Origin of the sequence: Nocardia sp. NPDC004860, assembly GCF_040609015.1 — a bacterium.
GTDB lineage: Bacteria > Actinomycetota > Actinomycetes > Mycobacteriales > Mycobacteriaceae > Nocardia.
In genome coordinates this window covers 703,531-716,780 of record NZ_JBEXJI010000001.1, presented here as the reverse complement: position 1 = coordinate 716,780, position 13,250 = coordinate 703,531, and the positions used below count along the sequence as shown (strand labels likewise).

The following is a 13,250-nucleotide window of genomic DNA, read 5'->3' as shown; positions in this document are numbered from 1 at the left end:
GTTTCGATTAGCGCGCGGCGGCGGGCTGCTTGAGGGCGGTCATGGCGATGATGTCGCGCTGCACCTCGTTGGTGCCGCCACCGAAGGTGAGGATCAGGCAGGCGCGGTGCATGCGCTCCAGGCGACCCCGCAGCTGCGAGCCCGCCGAGTCCTGGCGCAGGTAGGCCTGCGGGCCGAGGATCTCCATCAGCGCGCGGTAGGACTCGGTGGCCAGCTCGGTGCCGTACACCTTGGTGGCGGAGGCGTCCCACGGGCGCGGGGCGGCATCGCCGCCGGCGTCGGCGCGCGAGGCGATCTCCCAGTTGGTCAGCTTCAGATACTCGACCTTGGCGTGGATGCGGGCCAGGCTGATCTGCACCCATTCCTGGTCGATGACCCGGGCGCCATTGGCGGTCTTGGTGTTGCGCGCCCACTCGGTCACCTGCGCGACGGCCAGGGCAAGCGGCGCGGACGAGGTCAGCGCGACCCGCTCATGGTTGAGCTGGTTGGTGACCAGCGCCCAGCCGCCGTTCTCCGGGCCCACCATGTCGGAGTGCTTGACCCGCACGTCCTGGTAGTAGGTGGCGCTGGTGTCGGGCCCGGCCATGGTGTGCACCGGCGTCCAGGAGAAGCCCTCTGCCGTGGTCGGCATGATGAACATCGAGATGCCCTTGTGTTTCTTGGCGTTCGGGTCGGTGCGGGCGGCGAGCCACACGTAGTCGGCGTAGGCGATGAGGGAGGTCCACATCTTCTGGCCGTTGATGATCCAGTCGTCGCCGTCGCGGACCGCGGAGGTGCGCAGCGAGGCCAGGTCGGTGCCGGCGCCCGGCTCGGAGTAGCCGATGGCGAAGTGCAGCTGGCCGGCGGCGATCTTGGGCAGGAAGAACTTCTTCTGCTCCTCGGTGCCGTAGTGCATGATCGTCGGCGCCACCGAGTTGATGGTCAGGAACGGCACCGGGGCGCCGGCGATGGCGGCCTCGTCGGTGAAGATCAGCTGATCCATGGTGGAACGGTCCTGGCCGCCGTACTCCTTCGGCCAGCCGAGGGCGAGCCAGCCGTCGCGGCCCATCTCCTCGACCACCTCGCGGTAGACATTGCCCTCGCCGTACTCTCCGGTCTGCGCCGAAAGCGCTTGCCGCCGTTCGGGAGTGATGAGGCGGGTGAAATAGTCACGCAGCTCGGCACGCAGCTGTTCCTGTTGCGGCGTGTAGGCGATACGCATAGCAGTACCTCTAGCCTTCGTTTCTCGGTTCAGCCGATCATCGCACGCAAGTGAAACATGTTCCAGTATTCGTTCCGGTTAGGGCTACTTTGCTGTTCTGACCACGGGTCCGCTTGTTAGGCTCGGGAAGAACCTGTGGTTAAGGAGAGAACTATGAAGGTGATCGTCGATTTCGATCAGTGCGAAGCCAACGGAATCTGTGTCGGAATCGCCCCTGACGTCTTCGATCTCGATGACGACGACAACCTGCACGTCAACGAGGCCGAGGTCACCGAGGCCAACCGTCGCGATATCGAGTCCGCCGTGGCCCAGTGCCCCAAGGCGGCATTGAAGCTGGTCTGAGCGCACGCTTGCCCGGCGGGTGGAACACGTTCTAGAGTCGGCCCGGTGAGCGATTCTGATGTAAGTCTTTCGGGCCGGGTTGCCATCGTCACCGGCGCGGGCGCCGGGCTGGGCCGGGCCGAAGCCCTCGAGCTGGCCCGGGCCGGCGCGTCGGTCATCGTCAACGACCTTGCCGAGAACGACGCGGTGAGCGCAACCCTCGCCGACATCCGGGCGCTGGGCGTCAAGGCGGAGTTCGTGGGCGGCAGTATCGCCGAGCGCGCGACGGCCGACGCATTGATCCGCACCGCCGAAGAGACCTTCGGCGGGCTGGACATCGTGGTGAACAATGCCGGGATCACCCGGGACAAGATGTTGTTCAACATGTCCGATGAGGATTTCGACGCGGTCGTCGCGGTCCATCTGCGCGGGCATTTCCTTTTGACCCGTAATGCGGCCGCCTTCTGGCGTGGCAAGTACAAGGAGACGGGTGCTCCCGTTTATGGGCGCATCATCAACACCTCCTCGGAGGCCGGTCTGCTCGGCCCGGCCGGGCAGGCGAATTACGGTGCGGCCAAGGCCGGCATCACCGCGCTGACGCTATCGGCCGCGCGGGCGCTGGAGTCGGTCGGCGTGCGCGCCAACGCCATCGCGCCGCGAGCGCGGACGGCCATGACCGAGAAGGTCTTCTCCGCGGCTCCCGACCAGGGTCCGGACCCGCTCTCGCCCGATCACGTCGCGCGGCTGGTGGCCTACCTGGCCTCGCCGGCGGCCGAGACGATCAGCGGTCAGCTGTTCGTCGTCTACGGCCCGATGGTGGCCCTGATGGCGGCTCCGGTGGTGGAGCAGCGCTTCGACGCCGAGGGCGAGTGGACCCGCGAGGGCCTGGCCGCGACCCTGGGCGGCTATTTCTCCGAACGCGGTTCGGACGCTACGTTTTCCGCCTCCTCGCTGAAGGATCTGGGCTGAGACTGGCCTCGGTGTCCCGTCCGGGGGTCGTGGGTTCCTGAAGACACGGCCCGGCCCCCGGCGTCTGCGGTTGATCACGAGATCGATCGTTGGTAAGAAAAGGGACAACTATGTGTGTCGCCTCACAATGCGGCATACCTGTGATGGTTAGGCTGACGTGAACCTGTTCTCAAAACTGGACGCCAGTTCAGAAAGATGACCTGTTCAAAACCGTCGAAACCTTCCCGAACCGTATGAGAACGTGTTCTAATCTTCGAGCGGGACCGAGATCACATTCAGATCTCGGTTGCTATAGCTAGGCAGGGGCAGGAGGAATAGCGGGAATGAATGAAGTCCTTGCCGTACCGCTGCGGGCGGTCGGAGGGTTCTTCGAACTCGCCGGTGCGGTCGCTCGCGCCGCGGTACGGCCCCCGTTCCAGCGACGGGAATTCATCGATCAGTCCTGGTTCATAGCCCGGGTATCCATCTTCCCCACCCTGATGGTGGCAATTCCGTTCACCGTGCTGGTGAGCTTCACCCTCAACATCCTGCTGCGGGAGATCGGCGCGGCCGACCTTTCCGGCGCGGGCGCCGCCTTCGGTACCATCACCCAGATCGGCCCCATGGTCACGGTGCTCATCGTGGCCGGCGCGGGCGCGACCGCCATCTGCGCGGACCTGGGCGCGCGCACCATCCGCGAAGAGATCGACGCCATGAAGGTGCTCGGCATCGATCCGATTCAGCGACTGGTGGTTCCGCGCGTGCTCGCCTCGATGTTCGTGGCCTTCCTGCTCAATGGCCTGGTGTCCACCATCGGCATCCTGGGCGGCTTCCTGTTCTCGGTCTACCTGCAGGGTGTGAACCCCGGCGCCTTCGTCAACGGCCTCACCCTGCTGACCCACCTGCCGGAGCTCGTCATCTCCGAGGTGAAGGCCATGCTGTTCGGACTCGTCGCCGGACTGGTCGCCTGTTATCTGGGCCTGAACGTGAAGGGCGGTCCCAAGAGCGTCGGCGACGCCGTCAACCAGACCGTCGTCTTCGCCTTCATGGCGCTGTTCGTCATCAACGTCGTGGTCACCGCCGTTGGCATCAAGTTCACGGCGCGGTGATCAGATGGCGTTCGTGATCCAGTCTCGTTTTCCCAAGGTGACCAAGCGTTTTCAGCGCTTCACCGAGGCCCTCGATTCGGTCGGCAAGCACGCCGTGTTCTATGCGCGGTCGATCGGCTCGGTGCCCAAGGCACTGGTGCACTACCGCACCGAGACCATCCGGCTGATCGCCGAGATCTCGATGGGCACAGGCGCTTTGGCCGTCATCGGCGGCACCGTCGTGATCGTCGGGTTCTTGACCCTGGCCGCCGGTGGCACCATCGCCGTGCAGGGTTACAGCTCGCTCGGCAATATCGGTGTCGAAGCTCTGACCGGCTTCTTCGCCGCGTTCATCAACGTTCGCATTGCGGCCCCGGTCATTTCGGGTATCGGCCTGGCGGCGACGCTGGGCGCCGGCACCACGGCACAATTGGGCGCCATGCGCGTCTCCGAAGAGATCGACGCCCTCGAGGTGATGGCCATCCGGCCGGTCCCCTTCCTGGTGGGCACTCGCATGCTGGCGGGCATCATCGCCATCATTCCGTTGTACTCACTGGCGGTCATCGCCTCGTTCATCGCCTCGCGCTTCGCGACCGTGGTGATCTACGGCCAGTCGGCCGGTGTGTACGACCACTACTTCTCGACGTTCCTGATCCCCAGCGACATCCTCTGGTCCTTCGCGCAGGCGATCTTCATGGCCATGGCGGTCATGCTGATCCACACCTACTACGGCTACAACGCCGCAGGCGGACCGGTCGGCGTTGGCGTGGCGGTAGGTAATGCGGTGCGGGCCTCGCTGATCGCGGTCGTCATGGTGACGCTGCTGATGTCGCTGGCCATCTACGGCACCTCCGGCAATTTCCATCTCTCCGGGTAGGGGCGGGACGACACACATGGTCCAACAACAGCACGGAATGGCGAGCCCGATCGGCTCGCCGTTCGTCGAGAAACCCAAGCCGAAACGCTATCTCGAACAGGGGTGGGTCATTCGGCTGGCCGGCGTGGGCATGGTGCTCGGCCTGGCCGCGGCCGTCGCGATCTGCCTGGTGATGTTCGCGGGCGGGTTCGAAGACAAGGTCAAGGTCACGGTCACCGCACCGCGGGCCGGACTGGTCATGGACAAGGACGCCAAGGTCAAGATCCGCGGGGTCGAGATCGGGCGGGTCACCAACATCACCGACAGCGCCGACGGGGCGCGCATCGAACTGGCGATGGACCCGGACAAGCTGAAGATGGTGCCCGCCAACGCCACCGTCGACATCAACTCGACCACGGTGTTCGGCGCGAAGTACGTCAACTTCATCGAACCGCAGCACCCCTCCTCCGACTCGCTGAAGGCGGGCTCGGTGGTGCAGGCGGGGGCGGTGACGGTCGAATTCAACACGCTCTTCCAGCATTTGAACGATCTGCTGGCGAAGGTGCAGCCGGAGAAGCTCAATGCGACGCTGACCGCACTGGGCACCGCCCTGCAGGGCCGCGGCGACAAGCTGGGCCAGCTCATGGTCGACAGCGATCAGCTCCTCAGGGACATCAACCCGAGCCTGCCCGACCTGCAGCGTGATCTGCAGACCTCGGTCGGCGTGACCAACCTCTACGCCGACACCGCGCCGGATCTGTTGCGCACCACCGGGAATATGACGGTCACCGGCGGCACCATCGTCGATGAGAAGGGCAACTTCGACAAGGTGCTGCTGAACCTGGTCGGCCTGGCCAACGACACCGGCGGCGTGCTCTCGGACAACCAGAAGGCGCTGGTCGACACCCTCGGTGTGCTGCGCCCGACCACCGAACTGCTCAATGAGTACAACCCGGCCCTGTACTGCCTGGTCGTCGGCGCGGCCAATGCGCTGCCGGACGGCAACCGCATCTTCGGTGGCGACGGGCCGTGGGTGACCCTGAACGCCGGCTTCATGGCCGGTGGCACTCCCTACTCGTACCCGAAGGATCTGCCGAAGGTGAACGCCACCGGTGGCCCGCACTGCGAGAACATCCTCGACCGGGTGCCGGGCAGCAACTCGAACTATCTCGTCACCGACACCTCCGAGGGGGAGGTGTGGACGCCGTCGACGTCCACGCACCTCAACGGCCCCAGGGTGTTCCAGTTGCTGTTCTCGGACATGCCGGGGGTGCCGCACCCATGAGACTCAAAGTGCATTCGAGCAGCGTGAAATTGGGAATCTTCACGCTGATCATGGTGCTGGTCCTGGCCGCGCTGGGCATCGTCTTCAGTCAGATGCGCTTCGCTCGCTCGACCGGTTACCACGCGATCTTCACCAGTGCGACCGGGATGCTGCCCGGTTCGAAGGTACGCATCGCGGGGGTTCCGGTGGGCTCGGTGAGCCGGGTCTATGTCGGCAAGGACCATCTGGCCCATGTCGACTTCGACATCGACAACCAGTACCACGTGTACTCCGGCACCCAGGCGGCTGTCCGCTACGAAAACCTGGTCGGCGACCGCTATCTGGAGCTGATGGACGGTCCGGGCACTGCCCAGCCGTTGCGCAAGGGCTCCACCATCGGTACCGACAAGACCAAACCCGCCCTCGATCTCGACCTGCTGCTCGGCGGGTTCAAGCCGCTGCTGCGCGGCCTCAACCCGCAGCAGGTGAACGATCTGACCGGTGCGCTGCTGCAGGTGTTCCAGGGACAGGGCGGCACGCTGGTCGCGCTGCTGAACAGCGGCGGCTCGTTCAGCAAGACCCTCGCCGACCGGGACGCCCTGATCGGGAGCGTGATCGAGAATCTCAAGACCGTGCTGGGCACCATCGACGAGCGCAATGCGGATTTCACAACCACGCTGAACGAATTGCAGCGCCTGGTCAGTGGTCTGGCGGCCGACAAGGATCCGATCGGCGACGCACTGCCCCGATTGGCCGGGGCCACCGGCGATCTCACCAGTCTGCTGCAGCAGGTCCGCCCGGACCTGAAGGCGAACGTGGAACAGCTCGGCAAGCTGTCCCAGAACTTGGACGACCGCAAGAACGACGTGCAGTACGTGTTGAACCTGCTGCCCGAGACCTACAAGAAGCTGATCCGTATCGGCTCCTACGGCTCGTTCATGAACATGTACGTCTGCGGTACGGCCGTCATCGTCGACGGACCTGACGGCCAGCATCAGACGCGTCTCGTCACGCCCGGCGGTCAGTCCACCGGAAGGTGCTCGGACAAATGAATCAACAGCGCTCACCCCTGATCGATATCGGGGTCACGGGCATCGTGCTGGCGGTGACGATCTGTCTCACCGCCCTGCAGTTCGACCGGTTGCCCTTCATCCGCTCGGGCGCGGAGTTCACCGCCTACTTCGCCGACGCCGGCGGGCTGCTGCCCGGCGACCAGGTGCAGGTGGCCGGCGTGAAGTCCGGCCGCGTGGAGAAGGTCGCGCTGGACGGCGCAAAGGTCAAGGTCAAGTTCACCCTCGATGAGGCGATCGTGCTGGGTACCAAGACCACCGCGGCCATCAAGACCAATACGGTGCTGGGCCGCAAGTCGCTCGAGGTGGTGCCGACCGGTGACGGCGCGCTGCGTCAGGATCAGCCGATCCCGTTGGAGCGCACCACGTCTCCGTACTCGCTCACCGACGCGCTGGGCGATCTGGCGACCACGGTCAAGGGCCTCGACACCGACCAGGTGAACAAGACCCTGGACACCCTGTCGGAAGCGTTCACCGATACGCCGGGACCGCTGCGGTCGGCGCTCGACGGCGTCACCCAGCTCTCCCGCAGCCTGAACAACCGCGACAAGGCGCTGACCGAACTGCTCTCGCACGCCCAGAACGTCACCAAGGTGCTGGGTGATCGTGCGGCGCAGATCAATTCGCTGCTGGTCGACGGCAACAGCCTGCTCGGCGAGCTGGATGCCCGCCGCGCGGCGCTGAGCCAGCTGATCGTGTACATCAACGGGCTCGCCCAGCAGCTCACGGGCTTCGTCAACGACAACGAGGCGCAGCTGAAGCCGACGCTGGACAAGCTGAATTCGGTGCTGAAGCTGTTGCAGGACAACCGGGACAACCTGGGTAAGGCGGTCGACGAACTCGGGCCGTTCGAGGCCGCACTCGGCGAGCAGGTCGGCAGCGGGCCGTACTTCCAGGCGTACCTGGCCAACGGAACGAGTCCGGGCCTACAGGTCCTGGTCGACGCCATGGTCTGGCCGCAGCATCTGCCCGACACGTTCCAGCACTTCCTCACCGACAACGGGGCCCTCACGATCCAGACCGTGCCAAAGGAGCCGGAGCGTTGAACGCAATTCGCAAGCTGCCCCGGTGGACCCGGATCGCCGCAGCGGCCCTGGTGGTCGCGCTGGCCGGGTGGCTGGTCTACGGGCTGGTCTCCGACATCGGCAGGAAGCACATCACCGCCTACTTTCCCTCGACCAACGGCCTGTACGCCGGTGACGAGATCCGCGTGCTCGGCGTGAAGGTCGGCAAGATCGACTCCATCGATCCGGGCAAGGACCGGGTGACGGTGAAGATGACCGTCGACCGCGGCATCGATCTGCCTGCCGACGCCAAGGCCGTGATCATCTCGCCGTCGCTGGTGTCGGCGCGCTTCATCCAGCTCGCGCCCGCCTACACGACCGGGCCGAAGATGGGCGACGGCGCCTCGATTCCGGTGGAGCACACCGCAGTTCCGGTGGAATGGGACGACATCAAGGCCGAACTGACCAAGCTGTCCACCGCGCTCGGCCCGATCGGCGAGGACAAGCAGGGCTCCTTCGGCCGGGTCATCAACACCGCCGCCGACAACCTCGGCAACGGCAATGCCCAGGCCTTCCGCGACACCTTGAAAGAGCTGTCAGCGACGCTGAATACGCTCTCCGACGGCCGCACCGACCTGTTCGGCACCATCCGCAACCTGCAGCAGTTCGTCGATGTGCTGTCGAAGTCCAATGATCAGATCGTGCAATTCGGCGGACGGCTGGCCTCGGTCTCCTCGGTGCTCGCCGGGGTATCCACCGATCTCGGTTCGGGCCTGGACAATCTGGATTCCGCTGTGGCCGATGTGAAGCGCTTCCTCGATGCACGCGGCGGGGCGCTGACCGAGAGCGTGCAGCGGCTGGCCGATGCCACCCAGGTGCTCGCCGACAAGAAGCCCGAACTGGAGCGGATCATGCACTCCGCGCCGACCGCGCTGGTGAACTTCTACCAGCTCTACAAGCCGGCGCAGGGCACGATCGCGGGGTCCCTCGCGGCACCGAACTTCGCTAATCCGTTCGCCTTCCTGTGTGGTGCGGTCGAAGCCACCGCCACCAACGACTCTCAGCACAGTGCTGATCTGTGCAAGCAGTATCTGGCGCCTGTCGTTCAATCGCTCATGATGAATTACCCTCCGCTGCTGGTGAATCCGGCGACTCAGCAGTCGGCGTTCCCGAACCAGCTCACCTACAGCACGCCCGATCTGGCCAACCAGGTACCCGCGCCGGACGCCGCACCGGTGGCGTCACCGAAGTCCCTGACCGATCTGCTCGTTCCTGGAGGTGGACGATGATGAGCCGCCGACGGATTCGCCTCGCGGGCGCGGCGATCAGCCTGGTCGCGGTGCTCGGTGTGAGCGGCTGCGAATGGGACGGGCTGAACTCGGTGCCCATGCCCGGTGCGGTCGGCACCGGGGAGGGCTCCTGGCAGGTCGATATCCAGATGCCGAATGTGACTACCCTGACCCGTAATTCGCCGGTCATGGTGAACGACGTGCCCGTGGGCACCGTCACCGGCATCAAGGTCGAGAACTGGCACGCGCTGGTCACCGTTTCCCTGGAGAAGGGAATCGCGTTGCCGGCCAACGCCATCGCGCGCATCGGGCAGACCAGTCTGCTGGGCAGCAACCATGTCGAGCTGTCGGCACCGACGAACGAGCCGGCGCAGGGCCGATTGAAGGCCGGGGACGTGATCCCGCTCGAGCGCGCCGGGGCCTATCCGACGACCGAGCAGACGCTGTCCTCACTCTCGGTGGTGCTCAACGGCGGTGGTATCTCCCAGGTGGAGACCATCACCAAGGAACTCGACGCGACCTTCAAGGGCCGCACCGACGCCATCCGCGACCTGCTACCGCAGCTGAATCAGCTGACCGGCACACTGGACAAGCAGACGAACGACATCATCGCGGCCATGAGCGGTCTGGACCGGTTCGCCGGGGTGCTGTCGCAGCAGAAGGACGACGTCGCCGACGCCGTGACCAAGATCCACCCGGCGTTGACGGTGCTGGCCGATCGCCGCGAGAACATCACCAGAACCTTGACGGCACTGGGCGGTCTGAGCGATACCGTGCAACAGATCATCGACCAGGGCGGTGGCAACCTCAAGGCCGACCTGGCCAACCTGGAGCCGGCATTGCAGTCGCTGGCCGCCACCGGTGGCAAGCTCGCGGATTCGCTGCAGTGGCTGCTGACCTTCCCGTTCCCGATCAAGAACATCGACAAGGTCATCAAGGGCGACTACATGAACCTGTTCATGACGGTCGATCTCACTGCCGCCCGGCTGGATTCGAACTTCCTGACCGGTACTCCGCTGGGCGGTACCTTCGGCGGCGCGCAGGCCACCCTCGGCGAGGGAACGCATCCCGCTCCGCCGCAGGGTAAGGGCGATCCGCTGACCGATCCGCTGAAGCCGTCGGCCCAGAACCCCACGCCGGCTCCGACGCCGAGTATCGCTGGGCTGCCGCCGATTCCGGGCCTGCCGGCCATTCCGGGACTCACCGTGCCCGCGCAGCAAGGGGCTGACGGAAAGTGAAACTGACCAAGTTCGTCAAGGTTCAGCTGGCCATCTTCACGGTGCTGACCGTGATCGGTCTGTCCGTCATGGGCGGCAACTATGTGAAACTGCCGGCCATGTTCGGCATCGGAAGATACGGCGTCACAGTGCAATTGGACGCCACCGGCGGCCTGTACCAGACCGCCAACGTGGCCTACCGCGGCACCAATGTCGGGAAGGTGGAGGAGGTCCGGCTCACTCCGGCCGGGGTGGACGCCAAGCTGTCCATCGACAGCGACTACAAGATCCCCGCCGATGTGCAGGCCTACGTGAAGAGCGTCTCGGCGGTCGGTGAGCAGTATGTCGACCTGGTCCCGCCGGATGCCCCCACGAGTGGGAATCTGCACGACGGCTCGGTGATCCCGGTGGAGCGCACCAAGCTGCCGCAGGACGTCGGCGCCATGCTCGACCAGGCCGACCGGCTGTTGTCCACGGTCGCCGACACCAAGCTGCAGGAGGTCATCAACGACGCCTTCGTCGCCTTCAACGGCGCCGGGCCGGATCTGCAGCGGTTCATCGACTCCGCGTCCCTGCTGGTGCAGGAGGCCAAGAACAACACCGATCAGACCAAGGATCTGCTGGACAAGATCGGTCCGCTGCTGGACACCCAGAACCAGTCCGCGGACTCCATCCGCGGCTGGACCAAGGACCTCGCCACGGTCACCGACCAACTGCGCCAACATGATCCGTCGCTGCGTGCGGTGCTGCAGCAGACACCGTCCACGGTGCAGAAGGTGAACAAGACCTTCCAGGACCTGAAACCGACCCTGCCGATCGTGCTCGCCAACCTGCTCAGCGTCGGACAGGTGGGGCTCAAGTATCACGCCGGGCTCGAACAGATTCTGGTGATCTACCCGCCGCTGCTCGGCTCGCTGCTCACCGCCATCCGCGGGCCGGTCCAGAACGGCGCCATGGTGGACTTCATGCTCGGCCTGAACGATCCGCCGGGCTGCACCACCGGCTTCCTGCCGCCCAGCGAGCGGCGTTCGCCCGCCGATCTGAGCGCGATCGACACGCCCGACAACCTGTACTGCAAGGTGCCTCAGGGTGCGAAGGAAGCCGTGCGCGGCATCCGCAACACACCCTGTGTCGATGTGCCGGGCAAGCGGGCCCCGACTCCGGATCTGTGCCACGACCCGAACGGCTATGTGCCCGAAGGCGACAATCCGCCGTTCGGTGATCCTCAGCCGGTGGACAACAACGGTCAGCCGCTCGATAAGCTGCTCGGTAACCAGAACGCACCATTCATTGGGCATTCGGACCCGGCTACCGGCACCTTCGTCGGACCTGACGGTCACGTGTACCGTCAGGGGGACGTCAATGCAGATGGTTCCACTAAAGTCCCGTCGAGTTGGCAACAGTTGCTTCAGGAGCCACCACGATGAGCGATAATCCAGCAAATCGAAACCGCACTCGGCGGCGTGTTGTCCGGCAGGCGGGTCCGCCCGTCGAGGACGACCGCGCCGGCATCGAGGTCCAGGAGACCATCGTCGAGGCCGTGAGCCCGGAAGCGACCGCCGTTGAGGCTGCCGCGCCGAGCCCGGTCGCCGACGCCGCGACGCCGGAAGCTGCCGAGCCGAAGCCAGTGGCGGACAAGCCGGCTGGAGACGCGGAAGCGAAGCAGACCGGAAACATGGAAGGGAATCCGGTCGAGGACGAATCCTCTGATCCGGAACCGGAAATCGTGATCGCGCCCCCGGCTGCCGGGGACGCGACCGACGAATCCGCCGAGGACGCGGACGAATCCGAGGACGGCGCGCAGCCTTCCCGGTTGCGCCGGATCACCGCTTCGCTCGGTCGGCTGGGTACGGTTGCCGCGGTAGTCGCCCTGGTGTCGGCGCTCGTGCTGATCGGCTCGGGCGGCCTGTTCTTCTACCACCAGAATCGGGCCGACGCGTTGCGCGATCGACGCGCGGAATACGTCCAGGTCGCCAAGCAGGCCTATCTGGACATGGTCACCGTCAAGAGCGACACCGCCGATCAGGACATCGATCGGCTGCTCCAGGTGGCGGGCGGCAGTATCAAGGACGAGTTCGCCACCAACCGGGACGAGTACAAGAAGCTCTTCGAGCAATTGAAGGTGCAGTCCTCCGGCAAGGTCATCTCCGCGGCGATCGAGCGTGACGACTCCGACTCGGCCACCGTGCTGTTGCTGGCGCAGCAGACGGTCTCGAATGTCGCATCCAACGGTCCCATGCAGAAGGACTACCGCTTCCGGGTGACTGTGACCCGCAAGGGCGACTCCGTGACCGCGTCGTCGATGGAGCTGGTGCCGTGAAACTCAACGCACGTTCGATTGTCATCACCGTCGCCGGCGCCCTGCTCGTCGCGGCCGTCGTAGTCGGCTCGATCGTCGGGGACCGATTCTGGTCCGAGCGGCAGGCCGAGCAGAATCGTTCCTCCGCAACCGCTTTCGCGGCGGACACGGTGGAGTCGCTGTTCACCTACAACTACGATTCCGCCGAGAAGGACCTGCCGGCCGTCGCCGACAAACTGACCAGCGACTACCGGGACTCCTACCTGAAGGTGATCCACGAGCAGGCCATTCCGGCGGCCAAGGAGAAGAAGCTCTCCGTCCAGACCACGGTTCAGGCGACGGGCGTGATCACGACCACCCGGGACCGTGCCACCGTCCTCGTCATCGCGGATCAGCGCTTCTCGAGCGCTGATACGCCGCAGGACACGCTCATGAGCGATCGGCTGCAGGTGGAGCTCACCAAGCAGAGCGGGCACTGGCTCATTTCGGACGTCAAGCCGATCTAGGTCACCGGCTCGAACCGAGCCGAGTCGATATCGGGCGCGCAACCCCGGGCACTGCCCGGGGTTGCGCGCTTTTTCGGCGTATGTACGCGGGCGACTTCTCGAAGTGCGTTGAGTGACAGCAACTTTCGGAATTCTTCGCCTTGACACCTTCTGGAACCGGTTCTAGATTTGGAAGTGCGTCCCACAC

At 65.2% G+C, this 13,250-nt stretch carries 13 protein-coding genes; 12 read left to right on the top strand and 1 reads right to left on the bottom strand.

Annotated elements, in window-relative coordinates:
* Window positions 1–7 precede the first annotated feature (7 nt).
* The gene (locus ABZV44_RS03000; protein WP_354831163.1) at window positions 8–1,201 is read right to left on the bottom strand and encodes an acyl-CoA dehydrogenase family protein; all 1,194 of its coding nucleotides are present in this window, start codon (window positions 1,199–1,201) and stop codon (window positions 8–10) included.
* A gap of 153 nt (window positions 1,202–1,354) precedes the next feature.
* Between ABZV44_RS03000 and ABZV44_RS02995 the strand changes: the two genes are divergently transcribed.
* From ABZV44_RS02995 to ABZV44_RS02940, 12 genes are all read left to right on the top strand, one after another.
* On the top strand, window positions 1,355–1,543 hold the full coding sequence (locus ABZV44_RS02995; RefSeq protein WP_040854753.1) for a ferredoxin: 189 nt from the start codon (window positions 1,355–1,357) through the stop codon (window positions 1,541–1,543).
* 45 nt (window positions 1,544–1,588) lie between these two features.
* Entirely contained in the window at window positions 1,589–2,491 is a 903-nt protein-coding gene (locus ABZV44_RS02990; protein WP_354831159.1) for a 3-oxoacyl-ACP reductase, read from the top strand.
* A gap of 323 nt (window positions 2,492–2,814) precedes the next feature.
* Window positions 2,815–3,579, top strand: coding sequence for an ABC transporter permease (locus ABZV44_RS02985; protein WP_040854757.1), 765 nt, complete (start codon window positions 2,815–2,817; stop codon window positions 3,577–3,579).
* 4 nt (window positions 3,580–3,583) lie between these two features.
* Window positions 3,584–4,435 (top strand): ABC transporter permease, encoded by an 852-nt coding sequence (locus tag ABZV44_RS02980; RefSeq protein ID WP_354831156.1) that lies wholly within the window; start codon window positions 3,584–3,586, stop codon window positions 4,433–4,435.
* A 130-nt stretch (window positions 4,436–4,565) separates the two neighbouring features.
* Window positions 4,566–5,699, top strand: a complete 1,134-nt coding sequence (locus ABZV44_RS02975; protein ID WP_354831639.1) for an MCE family protein — start codon at window positions 4,566–4,568, stop codon at window positions 5,697–5,699.
* A complete protein-coding gene (locus ABZV44_RS02970) occupies window positions 5,696–6,730 on the top strand; it encodes an MCE family protein (protein WP_354831154.1) in 1,035 nt (344 codons plus the stop codon). The genes ABZV44_RS02975 and ABZV44_RS02970 overlap by 4 nt, the downstream gene beginning before the upstream one ends.
* Window positions 6,727–7,794, top strand: a complete 1,068-nt coding sequence (locus ABZV44_RS02965; protein WP_354831152.1) for an MCE family protein — start codon at window positions 6,727–6,729, stop codon at window positions 7,792–7,794. The genes ABZV44_RS02970 and ABZV44_RS02965 overlap by 4 nt, the downstream gene beginning before the upstream one ends.
* Window positions 7,791–9,041: an MCE family protein gene (locus ABZV44_RS02960; protein ID WP_354831149.1), complete on the top strand. Its 1,251-nt coding sequence runs from the start codon at window positions 7,791–7,793 to the stop codon at window positions 9,039–9,041. The genes ABZV44_RS02965 and ABZV44_RS02960 overlap by 4 nt, the downstream gene beginning before the upstream one ends.
* Window positions 9,041–10,279 (top strand): MCE family protein, encoded by a 1,239-nt coding sequence (locus tag ABZV44_RS02955; protein WP_354831147.1) that lies wholly within the window; start codon window positions 9,041–9,043, stop codon window positions 10,277–10,279. The genes ABZV44_RS02960 and ABZV44_RS02955 overlap by 1 nt, the downstream gene beginning before the upstream one ends.
* Window positions 10,276–11,685 carry an MlaD family protein gene (locus tag ABZV44_RS02950; protein ID WP_354831145.1) on the top strand — a complete coding sequence of 470 codons (1,410 nt, stop codon included), beginning with the start codon at window positions 10,276–10,278 and terminating at the stop codon, window positions 11,683–11,685. Before ABZV44_RS02955 ends, ABZV44_RS02950 begins: the two co-directional genes overlap by 4 nt.
* Window positions 11,682–12,578 carry a hypothetical protein gene (locus tag ABZV44_RS02945; protein WP_354831142.1) on the top strand — a complete coding sequence of 299 codons (897 nt, stop codon included), beginning with the start codon at window positions 11,682–11,684 and terminating at the stop codon, window positions 12,576–12,578. The genes ABZV44_RS02950 and ABZV44_RS02945 overlap by 4 nt, the downstream gene beginning before the upstream one ends.
* Window positions 12,575–13,063, top strand: a complete 489-nt coding sequence (locus ABZV44_RS02940; RefSeq protein WP_354831139.1) for a h domain protein — start codon at window positions 12,575–12,577, stop codon at window positions 13,061–13,063. Before ABZV44_RS02945 ends, ABZV44_RS02940 begins: the two co-directional genes overlap by 4 nt.
* The last annotated feature ends 187 nt before the right edge of the window (window positions 13,064–13,250 follow it).